Here is a 20726-nt window from a genome sequence, read left to right as displayed (position 1 = left end):
TAACTCTTTTTAGATAGCAGGACCAGCTAGTTTAAATTCTGCTCCTTCTTTTACATCTTCATAGCGTTTGAAATTTTCTATAAACATTTTTGCAAGCTTTAATTTAGTTTCTTCATAAGCTTTTTTATCCTCCCAAGTATTAACAGGGTTTAACAACTTACTTTCTACACCCGCTAATTCTTTTGGAACTGCAAGATTAAATAAATCATAGTTTTCAAACTCGCAATTTTGTATGCTACCATCTAAAATCGCATTAATGCAAGCTCTAGTAGCTTTAATGCTCATTCTTTTACCTACACCATAAGCTCCACCGCTCCAACCGGTATTTACCAAATAAACATTTACATTATGCTTGCTGATTTTTTCGCCCAAAAGTTTTGCATAAACAGTTGGGTGTAATGGCAAAAACACTTCTCCAAAACAAGCTGAAAAAGTCGCAACAGGTTCGGTAATGCCTCTTTCAGTACCTGCTACTTTAGCAGTATAACCACTTAGAAAATAATACATTGCTTGTTCTTTACTAAGCTTACTAACCGGAGGTAAAACACCAAAAGCATCCGCTGAAAGGAAAATGATATTACTAGGATGACCTGCACTAAGGCTTGGCTCGTGATTTAAAATATGCTCTATCGGATAAGAAACTCTAGTATTTTCAGTTTTAGAACCATCATTGAAATCAACGCTTAAATCATCTTTTAAAACTACATTTTCTAAAAGTGCATTTTGCTTTATAGCTCCATAAATTTCTGGTTCACTTTGAGGATCAAGGTTAATACATTTTGCATAACAACCTCCTTCAAAATTAAACACACCCTCATCATCCCAACCATGCTCATCATCGCCTATTAATTTTCTTTTTGGATCAGTTGAAAGAGTAGTTTTACCTGTACCACTAAGCCCAAAGAAAAGCACTACATCACCTTTTTCTCCAACATTAGCACTACAATGCATAGAAAGTTTATTTTCTAGTGGAAGCCAATAATTCATCATAGAAAAAATTCCTTTTTTCATCTCTCCACCATACCAAGTTCCACCAATTACTGCTATATTTTTTTCTATGTTAAAAATGACAAAAACCTCTGAATTTAAACCATCTTTTTTATAATCTTCATTAATACATTTGCAAGCATTATACACCACAAAATCAGGTTTAAACTCACTAAGTTCTTCTTCTTTTGGACGAATAAACATATTTTTTACAAAATGTGCTTGCCATGCAATTTGAGTTACAAAACGCACAGCCTTACGACTTTTTAACGAAGCTCCACAATATGCATCTTGGATATAAATATCACTATTACTAAGTTGTTTTTTAGCTTTTGCTAAAAGCTTTTCAAATAATTCCTCACTAATAGGCTGATTAATCTTACCCCAAGCAATGTATTTTTGCGAAGGATCTTGTTTTACAAAATATTTATCTTTAGGACTTCTTCCAGTAAAAATTCCTGTATCTACACTAAAGGTACCATTTTTAGTACATACACCTTCATTATTGTTTTTTTCGTGCTTTAAAAGCTCATCATAACTAAGATTGTGAAAAACTTGTCCGATATTTTCTAAGCCTAAATTTTCTAAACCTTTCATCTTTACCTCCTTATTTATAAGTCATTAAAGCTTGACCTTCACTTACACTCTCACCAGTATTTACTAAAAGTTCTGCAATTTCTCCATCTTTACTTGCACTAATCTCAATTTCCATTTTCATAGCTTCAAGTACAGCTACAACTTGACCTGCCTTTACACTATCATTTTCTTTAACTAAAATTTTAAATACATTTGCATTCATACTTGCAACAATAGCATTATCACTTACTTGAGTTTTTGCAACTTTTGCATTATCTGCACTTACTTTTACAGCACTTTTAACATTAACATCTCTATCAAACCCTGCACTTACTTCTACATGGTATTTGTTACCATTAACTGAAACGGTAAATTGATTTTCATCGATAAGACTTGATTTTAATTTGCTATTTTTTCTAACATTAACCTTAGCTTCGCCTTTTAAGAAAGCTATGCCTTTTTCTTTACAAGCTGCAACGATAAAAATATTTTCTTCACTTGTTTCTAAATTTTCTTTTTCTAATAAGTTTTTAATATAAGCTGTACTTTTGCTCTCATCAGCATCAGCAATATCTGTGGCTAATTTTGTAGTTGGTTCTAATTTTAATTGCTCGCTTGCAAGCTTAATTACTTCAGGATCTGGAGCAACGGGAGTTTTTCCAAAATATCCTAAAACCATTTTTCCATATCCATCTGCAATTTTTTTCCAAGGACCAAACATTACATTATTAAAAGCTTGCTGGAAATAAAACTGCGATACAGGAGTAACAGAAGTACCATAACCACCTTTTTCTACTACTTCTTGCATAGCTTTTATAACTTGAGGAAATTTATCTAAAATATTATTATCTCTCATCATTTGTGTATTAGCAGTTAGTGCTCCACCCGGCATAGGTGAAAAAGGTATTAAAGGATTCACCGCTGTTGCTTCAGGTGGTAGAAAATAATCTTTTAAACAATCTTTTAACACTTCTTCGTATTTTAAAATTTTTTCTTCATCTAAACCAAGATCAAAATTGCTTCCTTTTAGAGCATGAAGCATTGTTAAAATATCAGGTTGAGAAGTACCGCCACTAACAGGAGCTGCAGCTAAATCTATACCATCAACACCTGCTTCTAAAGCCGCTAAATAGCATGCTATGCTTACCCCTGCGGTTTCATGCGTATGTAATCTTATATGCATATTTTCAGGCAAGTTTTTTCTAGCCATTTTAATAACTTCATAAATTTTATTTGGATTTGAAGTTCCACTTGCGTCTTTAAAACAAATACTATCAAAAGGAATTTGTGCTTGTAGGATTTCTTTTAAAATTCTTTCATAAAAAGGTACATCATGCGCACCTTTACATTTTGGAGGTAAATCCATTAAAGTAATGGTAATTTCATGTTTTAAGCCATGTTTAACTATACATTCTCCACTAAATTTTAAATTATTTACATCATTTAATGCATCAAAATTTCTTATTGTAGTTGTGCCGTGTTTTGCAAACATTTTTGCATGCAAGTCAATAATTTCTTTACTACCTGTATCAAGTGCTACGGTATTAACCCCTCTTGCAAGAGTTTGTAAATTTGCTTCTTTTCCAACGATGGCTCTAAATTTATCCATCATTTCAAAGGCATTTTCGTTTAAATAAAAAAATAGGCTTTGAAACCTAGCTCCACCGCCAAATTCAAAATGTTTAATGTCTGCTTCTTTAGCTGCTTCTAGGGCAGGAAAAAAGTCATTCATTAAAACTCTAGCACCATAAACAGATTGAAAACCATCCCTAAATGTGGTATCCATCACATCAATTAACTTTTTAGCCATAATTTTTCCTTATTTTTACATCTTTGCAATTATAACTCTACTTTCTTAAAAAATAAATTTATAAAATTTGATTTAACATAATGATAATAATCGCAATAGGTGCAAGAAATCTAAGTAAAAAATACCATACTTCAAAAATACTTCTACTCATAAACTTAGAAAATAAATTGTAAATTTTTATTTTTTCCACAAAAAATCCTACGAAAATAGCACTTGCAATAGCTCCAAGTGGGAGCATAAAATTAGAAGTTAATTTATCTAAAATATCAAAAAAACTTAAACCAAAAAAACTAAAGCTAGCCCCATAATTAGCACTAAAAGATAAAATACAACTCATTCCCAAAAGAAAGACTACAAAGCCTATAAAAACCAAAGCTTTTTTTCTTGAAATTTTATATTCATTTACAAGATAAAAAGTAAAAGGTTCTATCATAGAAACTGCTGAAGTAATCCCTGCAAAAAATAAGGCTAAGAAAAAATAAAAAGCTAAAAAATGTCCAAAGATAGCACCTAAATTAGAAAATAAAGTTGTTAAAGATATAAATACAAGCCCAGCTCCTTCTGCAGGATTAGCATTAAATTTAAATATAAAAGTAAATACAATAAGTCCCATCATCAAACCTATACTGATATTTAAAAGCACAATTATGGCCGAACTTGTAATTAAATTTGTATCGTCTTTTAAAGAGGCTGCATAAGTGGTAATACAACCTATACCTAAACATAAAGTAAAAAAAGCAAGACCTAAAGCTGTTAAAACAGAATTTAAACTAAGCTTGGTAAAATCAGGGTAAAACAAATAAACAAAAGCTTCCTTAAAACCATCTTGAAAAAAACAATATACTAGCATTAAAACAAGCATAATAAACAAACTTGGCATAATCCAAACATTAAGTTTTTCTATACCGCTTTTAACCCCTCTTGAAACAACAAACAAGGTAAGAAAAAAAGCAATTAAAAAATACAAACTACTTTCTAAAATACTATTTTGTATTAAATTTCCAAATAAAGCTCCTGCTTCTTGAGTATTACTAGGTAGATAATAAATCGAAGTTATCATGTATTTTAAAACCCAACCCATAATAACAAGATAAAAAGATAATACAAAAATTCCACCGAGCATAAAAAATCCAGCAAATTTCCATTTTTGAGCATATTTAGTTGCTAAGCTTTTATAAGCATTTACAGGATCACTCTGACTTAATCTTCCCATAGCAATTTCAGCCAAAAATACACAAAATCCTATACTAATAGTCAAAAGCAAATACAAAAGCACAAAAGCAAAACCACCATTTTGGCCTACTAAGGTTGGAAATTTCCAAGCATTTCCAAGCCCTATAGCTCCACCTGCTACTGCTAATACAAAACCTATTTTAGAAAATTTATCATTCATTTTAATACCTTAGAAAAAAAGCTGTCTAGCCATAATTAAAATAACCGCTAATGGAGAAATGTATCTTAAAAAGATATACCAAATTTCAAAATATATCCCACGCATAAATGGGTAAAATAAAGTTTGTAAAGCTTCTTTTTTAAGCACAAAACCCACAAAAAATGCTGTAATTAAAGCAGAAATTGGCATTAATAAATTTTGTATGAAAAAGTCTAAAATATCAAAAAAACTTTTCCCAAAGAAATTTAAACTTGATGCACTTACATGATAAAAAGAAAGTATAGATAAACTTCCAAGAAAATAAACAATCATACCCACAAAAACCAAAGCTTTTTTTCTTGAAATTTGATAACGATTTATAAGATAAAAAGTAAAAGGTTCTATCATAGAAATAGCCGAAGTAATCCCTGCAAAAAATAAAGCTATAAAAAAGGCTATGGCTAAAACATTTCCCAAAAACCCTAACTTTGCAAAAAGCGTTGTTAATGATATAAATATAAGTCCTGGACCTTGTTGAGTAGGATCGGCTCCGAATTCAAATATAAAAGTAAATACAATAAGTCCCATCATCAAACCAATGATAGTATTAATAATGATAATATTTAAAGCACTGCTTATAAAATTTGTTTTATCGGGCAAACTTGCTGCATAAGTTAAAATCACACATACACCCAAAGACATACTAAAAAATGCAAGCCCTAGTGCATCTAATATAGAATTAACACTTAATTTTGAAAAATCAGGTACAAATAAAAACTCACTTGCTTTAGAAAAACCATCCATACTAAAAGAATATCCAAGCATTAAAATAAGCAGTATAAATAAGCTTGGCATCATCCAAACATTGAGTTTTTCTATACCACTTTTAACACCTTTTGATACTACATAAAAAATTACTATAAACACAAAAGTAAAACATATAAATTGAGATAAAACATCATTAGAAAGTAAATTTCCAAAAATAGCGCCTGCTTCTTTTGTATCTTTAGGTAATTCAAAAAACCCAAAATAAGCATATTTTGCTATCCAACCTATAACAACACTATAAAAAGACACTAAAATAATAGCACCAAGCATAAAAAATCCCGCAAATGACCATGCCTTTTTATTTTTTGGCGCTAAAGTATAATAAGCATTTACAGGATCTTTTTCACTAAGTTTTCCTATGCTAAGTTCAGCCAAAAATATCACAAAAGCCACACCCAAGGTTAAAAGTAAATATACCACCACAAAAGCTGAACCACCATTGTTACCCACTAAAGTTGGAAATTTCCAAGCATTTCCAAGTCCAACAGCTGAACCTGCTACCGCTAATACAAAGCCTATTTTAGAAAATTTTTCATTCATCTTTTAACCTTAAAAAAATAATTGTTTTGCCATGATTAAAATCACAGCTAAAGGCGAGATATATCTTACAAAAAAATACCAACACTCAAAGTATTTACCCCTCATATAAGGATAAAATAAAGTTTGTAAAGCTTCTTTTTTAAGCACAAAACCTACAAAGATTGCACCAAATAATCCACCTAAAGGCATCATTAAATTTGAAGCAATAAAATCTAATATATCAAAAAAACTTTTTCCAAAAAATTCTAAAGAATCTTTACTCCACTCAATTCCTGATAAAATACACAAACTTCCCAAAAAATACACAATGAAAGCTATAAAAATCAAAGCTTTTTTTCTTGTAAAATTATAAGAATTGATTAAATAAAAGGTTAAAGGTTCTATCATGGAAACTGCTGAAGTAATCCCTGCAAAAAACAAAGCTATAAAAAAAGCCACAGCTAAAATATTTCCCAAAGGTAAAAAGCCAATTGGGTCAATATTTGAAAACAAACTCATCAAAGATACAAAAATCAAACCTGGACCTTGTTGAGCTGGATCTCCATTAAATTCAAATATGAAAGTAAATACAATAAGTCCCATCATAATACCAATAATAATATTAATAATGATAATGTTAATAGTGCTTGTAATAAAATTTGTTTTATCAGATAAACTTGCAGAATAAGTTATAATTGAACCCACTCCAATAGATAAAGAAAAACAAGCAAGCCCTAATGCACTTAAAAATGCTCCTACACTAAGCTTAGAAAAGTCTGGAGAAAACAAAAACTCACTTGCTTTAGAAAAACCATCCATACTAAAAGAATATCCAAGCATTAAAATAAGCAATGTAAATAAGCTTGGCATCATCCAAACATTGAGTTTTTCTATACCACTTTTAACACCTTTTGATACTACATAAAAAATTACTATAAACACAAAAGTAAAACATATAAACTGAGATAAAACATCATTAGAAAGTAAATTTCCAAAAATAGCACCACTTTCTTCTATGCTTTTTGGTAAAGGAAAAAACCCAAAATAAGCATATTTAACAATCCATCCTATTATCACGCTATAAAAAGAAACAATCAAAATAGCACCTATTAAAGAAAAACCAACTATAGACCAAGCTCTTTTATGTTTTGGAGCTAAAGTATAATAGGCATTTACAGGATCTTTTTCACTAAGTTTTCCTATGCTAAGTTCAGCCAAAAATATCACAAACCCTACTCCCAAAGTCAAAAGCAAATATAAAAGTACAAAGGCTGAGCCTCCATTTTGTCCTACCAAAGTTGGAAATTTCCAAGCATTTCCAAGTCCAACAGCTGAACCTGCTACCGCTAATACAAAGCCTATTTTAGAAAATTTTTCATTCATAAAGATAACCTTAAATTTATAAAACTATAAAAATTTTTAATGTAGCTAAAAAAAACTTTAATTTATTTTAAAATATATAATATTAATTTAAATTTCAATAATTTTAAAGTTATATTTGTATATAATTTCGCTTTTATAAATCACGAGTAGGGATACGCAAGCCGAAAGGATTTAAATTTTTACAAGGAAAAACTATGAAAAAAATCGTATTTTTAATGCTAGCTTTAAGCGGTTTTGCATTTGCAGCTGAAGGCTCTATGAATCAATGGTTAGCTTCTTTTTCTATCTTAGCAGCAGGTTTAGGACTTGGTGTTGCAGCTTTAGGTGGAGCTATCGGTATGGGTAATACTGCAGCAGCAACTATAGCGGGTACTGCTAGAAACCCTGGTCTTGGTGGTAAATTAATGACTACTATGTTTATTGCTTTAGCGATGATTGAAGCTCAAGTTATTTATGCGCTTGTTATTGCTCTTATCGCTCTTTATGCTAATCCATTCCAAGCATTAGTAGCAGCTTAAAATTTTCAAAGCCCTCTTGTGGGGCTTATGCGGTTATGGTGGAATTGGTAGACACGCCATCTTGAGGGGGTGGTGCGCTCAGCGTGTGCGAGTTCAAATCTCGCTAACCGCACCATTTTTATTTTTTTAAGGATTATCAAAACAAAATGACTTTCTATATTTTAGTCAGTGCAATAGCTTTTTTAATTCTTTTTTTTGCCATAAAAAAATATACTCTAAAACTAGATGAACAAGCCTTACTTGAACCTATTAAAAATGATATTTATCCTGAATTTTGTGATCTGATTAATGAAGAGATAAGAAATATAAAAAATAATCTTTTACAAAATACCTTTACACTCCAAGATGAAAATTATAAAGATGAATTTTTAGAGAATTTAAGCAATATGAGTAGAAAACTTAATCATATCCAAACAATGAATTTAAGTAAAAGAAATAATGCTTTGTGGGAAGAAACACTTTTTGGATTTTTAAAAGAGCTTGAAGAACTTAACAAACAATATCTAAATGACAATGAGAAAATTAACGATGAAATAAGAAATTCTCTCCAAGAAAAATTTTATAATTTAACAAAAAGCTAATATAAACAAATTATTTATTTTAAAAAGCACTATATAATTCCGAATTATTTTATAAAGGGGTTTTATGTTTATCAACAAGAAAAAAATTAATGAACAAATTACTCAATTAGAGCAATCTAATCAAGCTTTTCAAGATATACTTAATGCTATTAGCAAAACTATGGCCATGATAGAATTTCAAACAGATGGAACTATTATTAATGCTAATGAAAATTTTCTAAAAACTATGAATTATTCTTTAAATGAAATCAAAGGTAAACATCATAGTATGTTTTGTTTACCAGAGGTTGTAAAGTCACAACGCTATGTTGATTTTTGGAGAGATTTGAAAAGTGGTATATCAAGAAATGGACTTTTTAGACGCATTGCAAAAGGCGGGAAAGATATTTATCTTGAAGCCAATTATCTTCCTATTTTAAACCAAAACAATGAAGTGTATAAGGTTATTAAATTTGCAAATGACATTACTCAAAGAAACTATGAAATGCTTGATCTAAAAAACACCATAGATGCCGCTAATCGTTCTATGGCTATTATTGAATTTAATCCTTATGGAGAGATTTTAAATGCTAATGAAAACTTCACTCAAACCATGGGTTATTCACTAAGTGAAATCAAAGGAAAACACCATAGTATGTTCTGCGAGGAAAAATTTAGAAATTCCAAAGAATATACAATTTTTTGGGAAGAGCTAAGAAGTGGTAAATTTCAATCAGGAAAATTCATACGCTTTGGTAAAAACAACAAACTAATCCATTTAGAAGCAAGTTATAATCCTATCAAAAATGATGATGGAGAAATTTACAAAGTTATTAAATTTGCAACAGATATTACCGAACAAGTTGTAAGAGATGAGGAAAAATTAAAGCTCATTAGTGAATTAGCTGAACAAAATGACAATCTCACTCAAGAGGGCGATAGTGTTATAGAAAATACGGTTCAAAATATTCAAGGCATTGCTGATATGATGAACAATAGTAGTAATCTCGTATCATCATTAAATGAGCAATCAGAAGAAATTAAAAATATTATTCAAACCATTAGCGATATAGCTGATCAAACCAATCTTTTAGCTCTAAATGCAGCTATTGAGGCAGCGCGTGCAGGTGAGCATGGTAGAGGTTTTGCTGTTGTTGCTGATGAAGTTAGAAATCTAGCTGAAAGAACTGGACATTCAGTAAATGAAATCACTACTACCATTAATTCTATCAGAAATGTAACAGCTGAAGTTGTACAAAGCATTAAAGATGGCTTAAGTGGCGTAAATCAAAGCGTGGATTTAGCCAAAGAAGCTAGAGAATGTATGGAAAAAATTAGAAATAGTTCAGCTCAAGTAGCTCAAGCTATGCAAGATAAATAAAAGTTTTTAGCTTAAAGGCTAAAAACTTTTCCTGCTATAAAACTTTTTTCTACCTTACCTTGCAAGATATCATTTGCATATAAACCTTCTCCATTAAAAGAAAGTTTTTCATCAAATACAACTAAATCAGCATCAAAACCAAGTTCTATTTTACCTTTATTTAATCCTAAAAATTGCGCTTGATTATAGCTTGTAAAATCACATAATTCTTTCCAAGTTAAGATACCTTCTTTTACTAAATATGTAAAACATAAACTCATATATATAGCTATGGCATTAACTCCAAAACCTGCTTCATCAAAAGCCAAATCTTTTTTAGTGTTAGGAGTATGCAAAGAACTTAAGAAAGTAATTTTCTTATCTTGAAGCAACTTTTTAAGATTTGTTACTTCATCTTTTGTTCTTAATGGAGGTAAAATTTTTGCTTGAGTGTTAAAATTTTCACAAGTACTTTCATCTTTGATTAAATGATGGATTGAAATTTCACTATATTGATCATGCAATAATTCAAATGATCTTGCAATTGCTAAAGAGCTAAAACAAGCTTTGTTTTTATAAAATTTCACTAGTTCTTTCATTTTTGCCACTTCACTAGTTTCAGCTATATTACTAATTCCTATAAGTCCTAATTCAAAACTTATTTGTCCATCGTTCATCACTCCATGATCATCAAAACTCTCATCAAAACACTTTAAAAATACAGGGGTTGATTTCATATTGGCATATTGCATACATTGTCTTAAATAATTTGCACCCAAAGCACTTGAAAGCTCTAAGCCTTTTGCACCCATATCAATTAAGGTAGCAATATTTTTTAATTTTTCTGTTTTATCTAATACATTAATAGTAGGTAAAACATTAATATCTAAAGATTTTAATTTATCAAAATAAAGCGCATAGCCTTGAGTGTTAGCTTCTAAACTATCTTTTAAAACAATAGTCCCTACCCCACCTTTTAAGCATGCTTTTTCAAGATCATATAATTTATCTATACTAAATTCATTATCAAGCAAACTAACATTTAAATCAATAAACGAAGGAAGTAAAGTTTTACCTTCTATATCAACAATATACTCATCATCATTTAAATCATTAGCAATTTGAGTAATTTTTCCATCTTCTATTTTAAGATCAAGCTTTTGCTCGCCATAAATTTTTGCATTTTTGATGATCATGATATTTCCTCCTTTGATGACATCAAATCTTTCAAAGATTCCCAAGCATTCTTACCCTCTAGCATTAAGACTACTTCGTTAACAATCGGGGTATAAATTTGAAATTGTTTCGATAAAGAATGTATAGCATAAGCAGTTTGCACTCCTTCAGCTACCTCTCCAAGTTCCATTAAAATATCTTTTATATTTTTGTCACTAGCCAAATTCAAACCTACTCTATAATTTCTTGATAAGTTACTTGAAGCTGTTAAAAATAAATCTCCAGCTCCACTAAGCCCTAAAAATGTTTCTTCTTTAGCATTAAAAAATTGTCCAAAGCGGTGCATTTCCACCAAGCCTCTTGAAACTAAAGAAGCTCTTGCATTATTGCCTAAATTTAAACCATCGCAAACTCCGCTTGCAATTGCTAAAACATTCTTATATGCACCACAAATTTCAGCGCCTTTAACATCAGAACTTGTATAGGTTTTAATATAATTTGGAAAAAAACTTGCAAATTGATTACAAAGCTCTTGATTTTTACCACTAACAACCAAAGCACAAGGTTTTTTTTCTAAAACTTCACTTGCAAAAGAAGGACCACTTAAAAAACAAAGTCTATCACTACTTATGAACTCACTAAAAACCTCATCCATAAATTTTAAACTTTTATAATCAATACCCTTAGAAGCTACAAGAATTTTTTGATTTAAATCTTTAAAATTATTTGCAAGCCATTCATGCATTCCTTGAGCATATAAAGCAAAAACTAAATATTCGTATTCTAAAGCTTCTTTGGTACTAACAAAATAAGAAAGATCTTTTTCGTGAAAAGAAGTTATTACGCATTCATTTTTAACGCTCAATGCATCATATAAAGCACTTCCCCATTTTCCTGCACCAACAACTGCTATTTTCATATTTAACCAAGTTTTGCTTTTAAAATTTCATTTACCTTAGCAGGATTAAATGCACCCTTACCTGCTTTCATTGCCTGACCGACAAAGAAACCAAAAAGTTTATCTTTACCACTTTTATATTCAACTACTTTATCTTCATTATTTGCTAAAATTTCATCAATAATCTTTTCAATAGCACCATCATCACTTACTTGTTTTAAACCAAGTTTTTCAATAGCATCATCAATTTCAACTTCTGTATTTTCAAATACATAAGCTAAAATATCCTTACCTGCTTTAGCGCTAATAACACCTTCTTCTATACGTTTGATCAAAACAGCTAATTTTTCTTGTTTTATAGGTGAGTTTTCTATAGTCAATTCGCCTTTTAGAAGCCCCATTAACTCTGTCGTAAGCCAAGTAAAACAAAGTTTTGGATTTAATTTTTGATTAATTAGATACTCAAAATATCTACAAAGCTCTAATGAAGAAACAATCACTTCACTATCACTTTCTTTAATGCCCAATTCACTCACAAATCTAGCTTTTTTCTCATCAGGAAGTTCAGGTATATCTTGATTTAGCATTTCATCATCTAAAATTACAGGTAAAAGATCAGGATCAGGGAAATATCTATATTCAGCAGAATCTTCCTTACCTCTCATACTTCTAGTAACTAAATTAACCGTATCAAATAATCTTGTTTCTTGCACAACTTCTTGATCGTATTTTCCATCTTCCCAAGCTTCACTTTGGCGTTTTACTTCATACTCAATCGCCTTTTGAATAAAACGGAATGAATTTAAATTTTTAATCTCCACTCTAGTATAAAGCTTATCATCACCTTTAGGACGAATACTAACATTAGCATCACATCTAAAACTACCTTCTTGCATATTTGCATCTGAAATGTCTAAAAATCTTATAATAGAATGTAATTTTTTCAAATAAGCCACTGCTTCATCGGAACTTCTAAGTTCAGGTTCACTGACAATTTCAAGCAAAGGCGTGCCTGCTCTATTTAAATCTACTTTTGAAAAATTACTCTCATGTATATTTTTTCCTGCATCTTCTTCTAAATGAGCCCTAGTGATACCTATGCGTTTATTTTCTCCATTTACATTGATAAATAACTCACCATTTTCTACTATAGGAATATCAAATTGCGAAATTTGATAAGCTTTTGGTAAATCAGGATAAAAATAATTTTTTCTATTAAAAATACTTTTTTTATTTATAGTTGCATTAACTGCTTTTCCAAATGCTATAGATTTTTTTACCGCTTCTTGATTTAATACAGGTAAAGCACCTGGTAAAGCTAAACATGTTGGGCATACATTAGTATTTGATTTTTCTCCAAAAGAAGTCGCACATGAGCAAAAGATTTTTGTTTTTGTATTTAATTGTGCATGAACTTCAAGTCCTATAACAACTTCAAACATTAAAATTTTCCTTAGAATTTTTTGTTTATTCTAGCGTTTTTTATTTCAAAAAGAGTTTAAAAAAGAATAAAAGAAGAAGATTAAAAAAGAAAAAAGCAAAAAATATTTTTTGCTTTTTAAAAATTAATGATGCTCATCAACTACAGTTGCACCTGCTAAATAAACATAAGTTAAAATCATAAAAATAAAAGATTGTAAAAATGCCATAAAAGTTAAAAGCATATAAGCAGGCAATGGCGCAACCCAAGGCACAAGAGCTAAAATAACTGCTAAGAATAAATCATCTCCCTTGATATTACCAAATAAACGGAAAGATAAAGAAATAACTCTTGAAAAATGAGAAACCACTTCTATAGGAAACATCAAAGGTGCTAGAATTTTCACAGGTCCCATGAAATGTGCAAAATACTTAAAAAATCCTTGAGTTCTAATACCTTCAAAATGATAATACACAAATACTATAATAGCCAAAGAAGCACTAAAATTTAAACTTGCTGTTGGAGCTTCAAAACCAGGGATGATTCCTATGATATTACTAAAAAACACCATAAAACCTATAGTTGCAACTAAAGGTAAATATTTTCTAGCAGCTTCATCGCTACCCATAGTATCCCTACCCATGCTTAAAATGCCTTCCATATAAGCTTCAGCCAAATTCTGACTACCTCTTGGGACAATTTGCATAGATCTTGTAGCAAGTTTTGCTAAAATCAAAGAAATCACAACCACTATACCCAAATGAAAAAAGTATGCAAAAGTGTGGCTAGAATCTATAAAAGAACTAAATAAAAATAAATCTTTCATTAAAAATCCTTAGCAGAATAAATATTTCAAAGCTAATATTATAAAAAAAAATTGCTTATATTTTAATGAAAATTCATTTTATTAGCACAAAAATATCCACCCAAAATCGCACCTGTAAAACCACCTCCAGGAAATATAAAAGCATTAGCAAAATATAAATTTTCTATACTTTTACTTTTATAATGCAATCTATATTTAACCCCTTCTTGATCTTGAGAAAATCCATAAATTGTACCCTCATAAGCTTTAGTATATCTTTGTATAGTTTTTGGCGTGGCTAATTCTTGATGGATTAAGTGTGAACTTAAATTTGGAAAAATCTCATCAAGCCTTTGCACTATGGCTTTTAATACTTCTTCTTTTTTAACTTTATAATCTTGCTTATTTAAATCCCACTCTTGATAATTTGAACTAAAAGCTACAACACCTATGTATTTATCGCTAGCCAAGCCACTATCAACCTTAGAATAATTCACAAAAGCCATAGGCCTTTGTTTAATATCTAGTTTTAAAATATTAGTGTTTTCATATGAACTATTTAAAAAATCATCTTCAAATATAAAATTACAATAATCCATATTTTCATAAATTTTAGAAATATCTTTATCATAAATAAAATAAGCGCTCACTAAAGAACAAGCACGCTTTTTAGATTCTATTGCTTTGATTTCTTGGGTTAAATTTAACTCTTTAAGCAAGTCTTTATATACGATTAAAGGATCGCAATTTGCGATGATATTTTGCGCATGGATGGTATGTTTTTGATTATTTTGAATGTATTCTACTCCATAAGCTTTTTGTTCTTTTGTGAGTATTTTAACAACTTCAGCCTTAGCTAAAACCTGCCCTTGATTTTCTTTGATAACCTCAGCCAAAGCATCACTTAAAGCTTGCGAGCCACCTTTAATATACACCCCACCATCATAATAATGCTTTTGAGCAATGCCATGAAAACTGAAAATAAATTCTTTACTATCATGATGATAATAACTCATATTTGCATTTAAAATCTTTTTTAGCTTATCATTTTTAATATAAGCATTTAAAACATCATAAACTTTTTTATTAAACAATCTATTTTTAATAAATATCCAAGCAGTGTCAAAAGGAAACAACAATAACTCACTTAATTTTAAATCCCAAGGAAATCTTCGAATAGCATAAGCTTGCGTTTTTATAGCTTTAAAATATTTATCTATACCTTTGCACTCTTGCGGAAATTCTTTTTTCAAAACTTCTTTTACTTTTTCTATACCATGAGGTAAAGTTAGATTATAATTTTTACTTTTAATACTCCATGCACTTGGTAAAGGTAAAATTTCAATTTTATCCTTTATGCCAAGCTTATCAAAAACCAAATGCTTCATATCAGTTTTTGCTTCACCTAGGTCCATCTCATGAAGTCCCGCATCAATCAAAGCGCCTTTTCTTTTAAAACAAGTAGCACAACCACCAATTAAAGAATGCTGTTCTAAAACTAAAACCCTTTTTCCATTTTTAGCTAAAAAAGCGCCTGCGCTTAAGCCTCCAAGTCCCGAACCTATAACGATTACATCAAATTTTACATCCATTCTAAAACCTCACGCAATTCTTTAGCTACAAAACATTTTAAGCCAAGTTCCTCCATAGGTTTTACAGGTACTATGGCATTTTTAAATTTTTGCATTTTAGCTTCTTTTAAACGCACATCAAGTGAAAATACTTCTTTGATTTCACCATTTAAACTAAGCTCACCCACAAAAACACTATCTTTACTCAAAGGGCGGTTTTTAAAACTTGAAATAATTGCTGCAACCACCGCTAAATCTGCTGCAGTTTCACTAATTTTTACCCCACCACTTACATTAATAAAAACATCATAATGCCCCAAGGGAATTTCAAGCTTTCTCTCTAGTAAAGCTATGAGCATATCTAAACGATTTTTTTCATAGCCTGTTGCACTACGTTTTGGATAAGCACTCTCACAAACTAAGGCTTGAATTTCTAGCACTAAAGCTCTGCTTCCTTCCATCACTACACTCAAAGCGCTACCACTTACTGCCTTACCACGCGTAAAAAATCTATTAGCTATATCTTTAGCACTAGTCAAGCCTTTGGAAGTCATTTCAAAAATACCAACTTCGGAAATATTTCCAAAACGATTTTTAAAGCCTCTTAAAATTCTTATTTCTTTATTGGCATCGCCTTCAAAATAAAGCACTACATCTACCATATGCTCTAAAATTCTAGGTCCAGCTATAGCCCCATCTTTAGTGATATGTCCTATGATAAAAGTGCTAATATTATTGGCTTTAGAATAGCGCATCAACTCAAAAGTAATTTCTCTAACTTGAGTGATACTACCTGCTGCTGAAGTAATTTTATTAGAATATAAAGTTTGAATAGAATCAATAATTAAAATTTCATAATCTTTTTTAGAAAGCTCGCTTAAAATATCTTCTAAGCAAAGCTCAGTAAGTAAAAATAAATTCTCACAATTTGCATTTAAACGATCTGCACGCAGTTTGATTTGAGATTTACTCTCCTCGCCACTTACATAAAGTACTTTTTTACCACTTTTAGCCAAATTCGAAGCAATTTTTAATAAAAGTGTGGATTTTCCAACCCCAGGTGAACCCCCAATTAACACCAAAGAACCCACAACAAGCCCACCACCTAAAACTAAATCAAGCTCATTATCATCAGTGCTAATGCGTGTGAAATTTTCTGCTATAACATCATTTATACATACTGCAGAACTTGGGGTGTTTGAGAGTGAATTTAACTCTTTTAAAACCTTAATTTGTTCTTGCTTTAGCTCAACAAAACTATCCCAAGAACCACATTCAGGACATTTGCCTAGCCATTTACTTTGTTGATTTCCACAAGCTTGACATTCAAATAAAATGTGTTTTTTAGCCATAAATTAAGCAAAAATCTCTTCAACTAAAGTTTTAACATATTCACTAGGGTTAAACTCATGAATTTGTCCTAATTGTTCCCCTACTCCTACATATAAAATAGGAAGTTCAAGCTCTCTTGCTATGCTAAATAAAGCTCCACCTTTGGCAGTTCCATCAAGTTTTGTAATAATCACTCCATCAAGTTTTACTAAATCATTAAAAGCTTTTGCTTGCAAAATTCCTGCTACACCTTGAGTGCCGTCAAGCACAAGGATTTTTCTATGAGGAGCTCCTTGCATAGCTTTATCACTTATGCGGACAATTTTTTCAAGCTCATTTGCAAGATTTTTTTGATTTTGCAGGCGTCCTGCTGTATCTAAAATAACCCTATCATAATTTTTTGCCAAAGCTTTAGAAATAGCATCATAAGCAACTGCCGAAGGATCATGTCCTTGTGAAGTAGCTATGATATCTATATTTAATTTTTGTGCCCATAATTTTAACTGCTCTATAGCTCCTGCTCTAAAAGTATCACAAGCTCCAAGTATAACTTTTTCACCATTTTCTTTATGCAAATGTGCCATTTTAGCAATGCTTGTAGTCTTACCTACCCCATTTACACCTAAAATCAAATCCACAAAAGGCTTAGCATTAGTAAGTTCGGGCTTATCATAAATAAAATAAGTCCCCATAACACGCTCTAAATCAGCCTTTTTAACCTCATCACTTGGAGGAAGATAGTAAATAATCTCTTCAACTATCTCATACGCCACATCAGCTTCTAAAAGCATCTCTTCAAGCAAATCTTTTGTAATGATTTTATTTGAAGCCTTAACTAAATGGATGCTTTCTAAAGTCTTTTTTAAACCATTCTTTAAAAATCCAAACATTACATTATCGCTTTTTGTATATCTATATCTAACATTTCTTCAGGAATTAAACCTAAATACTCTTTAATCTTTTCGCCTTTTGCATTAAACAACACCATTGTTGGAATAGAGCCGATATTTAAAACTTTAGAAAAAATAAAACTATTCTCTCCTAAAACCGAAGGAAAATTCATCTTTTCTTTTTGTATAAACTCCAATAATTCTTGTTTTTTATCTTCTTCTAAAAAAAGCGCTATGACTTCAAATCTATCTTGATATTTTTTATTTAAATTATTTAAATGTGGAATTTCAGCTTTACATGGCTCACACCAACTTGTAAAAAATACAAACAACTTAGCTTTTGCTGTATCATCAAAATTAAATTCTTGTTCATGGTATTTCACATACATTTTTCTACCATCTAAAAATTTCAAAGTAAAATCAGTATTTTCACTTTGACTTAAACTTGCATTATCGGTATTTTCATTACTAGAATTTTCTTTATCACTTGAGCATGAAGTAAAAAAAATCATAGCAAAAATTGCTAAAAAAATTTTAAATTTCAAGTCATATCCTTATGATTTTTTAAGCTTAAAAGTATAACATAAAAAGTTAAAAAACCAAGGAAAGCTTTGATAAAAAATGACTTTAGAATAAAACAGAAATTTAAAATGAAATCGAAACTAAAATTTCAATACAAAAGAGATTTTTTAGTTTTTCAAGAAGTAAATAAAATTTTAAAATCTTGTAAAAATTACAAAAATATCCTTATATATATTCCTTTAAAATATGAAATTAATCTTTATAAATTCAGACATTTTTTAACAAAAAAATACCGAATTTTTGTTCCATTTATGCAAGATAAAAGTTTAAAGGTAGTAAAATTAAGGTTAGCTCTTGATAAAAAGAGTTTTGGGGTATATGAACCAAAAGATTCTTTTTTGCAAACTCGTATAGATGTTGCAATCATCCCTGTTATAGGAGTAGATGCAAAATTAGGAAGAGTTGGTCATGGCCAAGGATTTTACGATAGGTTTTTTGAAAATATTTCTTATAGAAAACCTTTAGTTATTTTCACACAAATGATGGATGCAAAATCTCATCAAATTTTTAGTCAAGACCATGATATAAAAGGAAATTTTTATATAAACCCTTATAAAAAATATTTTAGGAAAGTTAAAAACAATGATAGAAATATTAGTCGCATTAATAGCCGTTTTCATAGGCGGAGGGATTGGATATATAGTCGCCAAAAAGATTAATGATGCAAATTTCAATATCTTTTTAGAGCAAGCAAAAGCAAAAGCAAAAGCTATTGAATATGAAGCTGAGCTAACACTTAAAGATGCTAAAAATTCAGTTGCTGAAGCTGAATTTGCAACAAAGAAAAAATTTGATGAAAAAATTCAAAAACTGCAAAAAGAGCATTCTATTAAGCTAGAAGAACTCAACAAAAAAGAACAAAACCTTCATTATCAAGAAAAACTTCATGAAGAAAACAAAAACAAATTAGCAAAAGAGCAGCAAACTATAAAAGCTTTACATGAAGAAAATGAAAATTTAAAACAAAGCTACGAAACAAAGTTAAATGATGTTTTAAAAATTCTTGAACATTCAGCTGGTCTCACACAAGAAGAGGCAAAAAGTATAGTCTTGCAAAAAGTAGAAGAAACCTCAAGAGCTGAAATTGCTCATATTGTTAGAAAATACGAAGAAGAAGCTAGAAATGAAGCCAAAAGAAAGGCTAATTTTATCTTAGCACAAGCTACTTCAAGATTTGCAGGAGAATTCGCTGCTGAAAGGTTGATCAATGTAGTAAATATCAAAAATGATGAGTTAAAAGGACGCATTATAGGCAAAGAAGGGAGAAATGTTAAAACATTAGAAATGGTTTTGGGTGTTGATATTATCATAGATGATACGCCTGGAGCAATTATAGTAAGTTGTTTTAATCTTTATAGACGTGCCATTGCTACAAAGGTGATTGAACTTTTAGTTGAAGACGGTAGAATACAACCTGCAAAAATAGAAGAAATTCATGAAAAAGTTTGCAAAGAATTTGAAGATAATATCTTAGAAGAAGGTCAAACTATAGTAATGGATTTAGGACTTAATAATATCCATCCTGAAATTGTTAAATTAATAGGAAAATTAAGATATAGAGCAAGTTATGGACAAAATGCTTTAGCACACTCTTTAGAAGTAGCGCATTTAGCTGGAATCATAGCAGCTGAGTGTGGTGGCGATGAAAAACTAGCAAGAAGAGCTGGAATTTTACACGATATAGGCAAGGCTTTAACGCATGAATTTGAAGGTTCTCATGTGGATTTAGGAGCTGAACTTTGCAAAAGATACAAAGAACATCCTATAGTGATTAATGCAATTTATGCTCACCATGGACATGAAGAGGCTACAAGTATAGAATCAGCTGCAGTTTGTACAGCAGATACACTAAGCGCTGCACGCCCTGGAGCAAGGCGTGAGGTGCTTGAGGCCTTCTTGAAACGAGTTAGCGAACTTGAAGATATAGCAAAAAGTAAAGAAGGGGTTAAAAAAGCTTATGCTATTAATGCTGGTAGAGAAATTAGAGTTATTGTTAATGCAAAATTAGTCAATGATGATGAATCTGTGCTTTTAGCTAAAGAAATAGCTGAAGAAATTCAAGAAAAAGTTCAATACCCTGGTGAAATAAAAGTTAATGTCATCAGAGAGCTTAGAGCTGTTGATTTTGCAAGATAGGGT

At 30.4% G+C, this 20726-nt stretch carries 18 protein-coding genes and 1 tRNA gene; 6 read left to right on the top strand and 13 right to left on the bottom strand.

The window, feature by feature from the left end:
• Window positions 1-9 precede the first annotated feature (9 nt).
• From pckA to L8U37_RS02720, 5 genes are read right to left on the bottom strand one after another with little or no spacing between them, the layout of a single operon-like run.
• The gene (pckA, locus tag L8U37_RS02740; protein WP_263728532.1) at window positions 10-1584 is read right to left on the bottom strand and encodes a phosphoenolpyruvate carboxykinase (ATP); all 1575 of its coding nucleotides are present in this window, start codon (window positions 1582-1584) and stop codon (window positions 10-12) included.
• A gap of 10 nt (window positions 1585-1594) precedes the next feature.
• Window positions 1595-3373, bottom strand: a complete 1779-nt coding sequence (locus L8U37_RS02735) for a biotin/lipoyl-containing protein (protein WP_263728530.1) — start codon at window positions 3371-3373, stop codon at window positions 1595-1597.
• A 58-nt stretch (window positions 3374-3431) separates the two neighbouring features.
• Window positions 3432-4766: a sodium-dependent transporter gene (locus L8U37_RS02730; protein WP_263666417.1), complete on the bottom strand. Its 1335-nt coding sequence runs from the start codon at window positions 4764-4766 to the stop codon at window positions 3432-3434.
• A 9-nt stretch (window positions 4767-4775) separates the two neighbouring features.
• Window positions 4776-6113 carry a sodium-dependent transporter gene (locus L8U37_RS02725; protein WP_263662640.1) on the bottom strand — a complete coding sequence of 446 codons (1338 nt, stop codon included), beginning with the start codon at window positions 6111-6113 and terminating at the stop codon, window positions 4776-4778.
• 9 nt (window positions 6114-6122) lie between these two features.
• Window positions 6123-7475 carry a sodium-dependent transporter gene (locus L8U37_RS02720; RefSeq protein ID WP_263661209.1) on the bottom strand — a complete coding sequence of 451 codons (1353 nt, stop codon included), beginning with the start codon at window positions 7473-7475 and terminating at the stop codon, window positions 6123-6125.
• 194 nt (window positions 7476-7669) lie between these two features.
• On the opposite strand from L8U37_RS02720, the gene L8U37_RS02715 reads away from it, so the two are divergent.
• From L8U37_RS02715 to L8U37_RS02700, 4 genes are all read left to right on the top strand, one after another.
• Window positions 7670-7993: a F0F1 ATP synthase subunit C gene (locus L8U37_RS02715; protein ID WP_012661906.1), complete on the top strand. Its 324-nt coding sequence runs from the start codon at window positions 7670-7672 to the stop codon at window positions 7991-7993.
• A gap of 29 nt (window positions 7994-8022) precedes the next feature.
• Window positions 8023-8108, top strand: a tRNA-Leu gene (locus L8U37_RS02710).
• Window positions 8109-8139: 31 nt separating this feature from the next.
• Window positions 8140-8574, top strand: a complete 435-nt coding sequence (locus L8U37_RS02705) for a hypothetical protein (protein WP_263659757.1) — start codon at window positions 8140-8142, stop codon at window positions 8572-8574.
• A 64-nt stretch (window positions 8575-8638) separates the two neighbouring features.
• Entirely contained in the window at window positions 8639-9934 is a 1296-nt protein-coding gene (locus L8U37_RS02700; protein WP_220566680.1) for a methyl-accepting chemotaxis protein, read from the top strand.
• Between the two features lie 11 nt (window positions 9935-9945).
• Here the strand turns inward: L8U37_RS02700 and L8U37_RS02695 are convergent, their stop codons facing one another.
• The 8 genes from L8U37_RS02695 to L8U37_RS02660 all read right to left on the bottom strand — a co-directional run bounded on the left by L8U37_RS02695 (window position 9946) and on the right by L8U37_RS02660 (window position 18550).
• Window positions 9946-11109 (bottom strand): metal-dependent hydrolase, encoded by a 1164-nt coding sequence (locus L8U37_RS02695; protein WP_263728529.1) that lies wholly within the window; start codon window positions 11107-11109, stop codon window positions 9946-9948.
• On the bottom strand, window positions 11106-12008 hold the full coding sequence (locus tag L8U37_RS02690) for an NAD(P)H-dependent glycerol-3-phosphate dehydrogenase (protein ID WP_263666412.1): 903 nt from the start codon (window positions 12006-12008) through the stop codon (window positions 11106-11108). Before L8U37_RS02690 ends, L8U37_RS02695 begins: the two co-directional genes overlap by 4 nt.
• Window positions 12009-12010: 2 nt before the next feature.
• Window positions 12011-13429 carry an Asp-tRNA(Asn)/Glu-tRNA(Gln) amidotransferase subunit GatB gene (gatB, locus tag L8U37_RS02685; RefSeq protein ID WP_263728528.1) on the bottom strand — a complete coding sequence of 473 codons (1419 nt, stop codon included), beginning with the start codon at window positions 13427-13429 and terminating at the stop codon, window positions 12011-12013.
• A 123-nt stretch (window positions 13430-13552) separates the two neighbouring features.
• On the bottom strand, window positions 13553-14233 hold the full coding sequence (locus L8U37_RS02680; protein ID WP_133319696.1) for a F0F1 ATP synthase subunit A: 681 nt from the start codon (window positions 14231-14233) through the stop codon (window positions 13553-13555).
• Window positions 14234-14295: 62 nt separating this feature from the next.
• Window positions 14296-15804, bottom strand: a complete 1509-nt coding sequence (locus L8U37_RS02675) for a phytoene desaturase family protein (protein ID WP_263728526.1) — start codon at window positions 15802-15804, stop codon at window positions 14296-14298.
• Window positions 15795-17135 (bottom strand): DNA repair protein RadA, encoded by a 1341-nt coding sequence (gene radA, locus L8U37_RS02670; RefSeq protein WP_263728525.1) that lies wholly within the window; start codon window positions 17133-17135, stop codon window positions 15795-15797. The genes L8U37_RS02675 and radA overlap by 10 nt, the downstream gene beginning before the upstream one ends.
• A 3-nt stretch (window positions 17136-17138) precedes the next feature.
• Window positions 17139-18005: a signal recognition particle-docking protein FtsY gene (gene ftsY / locus L8U37_RS02665; protein WP_263728524.1), complete on the bottom strand. Its 867-nt coding sequence runs from the start codon at window positions 18003-18005 to the stop codon at window positions 17139-17141.
• Window positions 18005-18550, bottom strand: coding sequence for a TlpA family protein disulfide reductase (locus tag L8U37_RS02660; RefSeq protein WP_263676467.1), 546 nt, complete (start codon window positions 18548-18550; stop codon window positions 18005-18007). The genes ftsY and L8U37_RS02660 overlap by 1 nt, the downstream gene beginning before the upstream one ends.
• 66 nt (window positions 18551-18616) lie before the next feature.
• Here L8U37_RS02660 and L8U37_RS02655 point away from each other — a divergent pair, with 66 nt between their 5' ends.
• Together L8U37_RS02655 and rny are read left to right on the top strand one after the other, a co-directional pair.
• On the top strand, window positions 18617-19246 hold the full coding sequence (locus L8U37_RS02655; protein WP_263676465.1) for a 5-formyltetrahydrofolate cyclo-ligase: 630 nt from the start codon (window positions 18617-18619) through the stop codon (window positions 19244-19246).
• On the top strand, window positions 19170-20723 hold the full coding sequence (rny, locus tag L8U37_RS02650; protein ID WP_263728523.1) for a ribonuclease Y: 1554 nt from the start codon (window positions 19170-19172) through the stop codon (window positions 20721-20723). Before L8U37_RS02655 ends, rny begins: the two co-directional genes overlap by 77 nt.
• The last annotated feature ends 3 nt before the right edge of the window (window positions 20724-20726 follow it).

This window comes from Campylobacter sp. RKI_CA19_01122, from assembly GCF_025771325.1.
GTDB lineage: Bacteria > Campylobacterota > Campylobacteria > Campylobacterales > Campylobacteraceae > Campylobacter_D > Campylobacter_D lari_D.
This window is presented reverse-complemented; position numbering and strand designations above follow the sequence as displayed.

Coding starts and splice junctions, on each gene's coding strand:
- gatB (WP_263728528.1), bottom strand. CDS start 13,429: ATGTTTGAAGTTGTTATAGGACTTGAAGTTCATGCACAATTAAATACA.
- L8U37_RS02680 (WP_133319696.1), bottom strand. CDS start 14,233: ATGAAAGATTTATTTTTATTTAGTTCTTTTATAGATTCTAGCCACACT.
- L8U37_RS02675 (WP_263728526.1), bottom strand. CDS start 15,804: ATGGATGTAAAATTTGATGTAATCGTTATAGGTTCGGGACTTGGAGGC.
- L8U37_RS02720 (WP_263661209.1), bottom strand. CDS start 7,475: ATGAATGAAAAATTTTCTAAAATAGGCTTTGTATTAGCGGTAGCAGGT.
- radA (WP_263728525.1), bottom strand. CDS start 17,135: ATGGCTAAAAAACACATTTTATTTGAATGTCAAGCTTGTGGAAATCAA.
- L8U37_RS02695 (WP_263728529.1), bottom strand. CDS start 11,109: ATGATCATCAAAAATGCAAAAATTTATGGCGAGCAAAAGCTTGATCTT.
- L8U37_RS02715 (WP_012661906.1), top strand. CDS start 7,670: ATGAAAAAAATCGTATTTTTAATGCTAGCTTTAAGCGGTTTTGCATTT.
- L8U37_RS02725 (WP_263662640.1), bottom strand. CDS start 6,113: ATGAATGAAAAATTTTCTAAAATAGGCTTTGTATTAGCGGTAGCAGGT.
- L8U37_RS02705 (WP_263659757.1), top strand. CDS start 8,140: ATGACTTTCTATATTTTAGTCAGTGCAATAGCTTTTTTAATTCTTTTT.
- ftsY (WP_263728524.1), bottom strand. CDS start 18,005: ATGTTTGGATTTTTAAAGAATGGTTTAAAAAAGACTTTAGAAAGCATC.
- L8U37_RS02690 (WP_263666412.1), bottom strand. CDS start 12,008: ATGAAAATAGCAGTTGTTGGTGCAGGAAAATGGGGAAGTGCTTTATAT.
- L8U37_RS02700 (WP_220566680.1), top strand. CDS start 8,639: ATGTTTATCAACAAGAAAAAAATTAATGAACAAATTACTCAATTAGAG.
- L8U37_RS02730 (WP_263666417.1), bottom strand. CDS start 4,766: ATGAATGATAAATTTTCTAAAATAGGTTTTGTATTAGCAGTAGCAGGT.
- pckA (WP_263728532.1), bottom strand. CDS start 1,584: ATGAAAGGTTTAGAAAATTTAGGCTTAGAAAATATCGGACAAGTTTTT.
- rny (WP_263728523.1), top strand. CDS start 19,170: ATGATAGAAATATTAGTCGCATTAATAGCCGTTTTCATAGGCGGAGGG.
- L8U37_RS02735 (WP_263728530.1), bottom strand. CDS start 3,373: ATGGCTAAAAAGTTAATTGATGTGATGGATACCACATTTAGGGATGGT.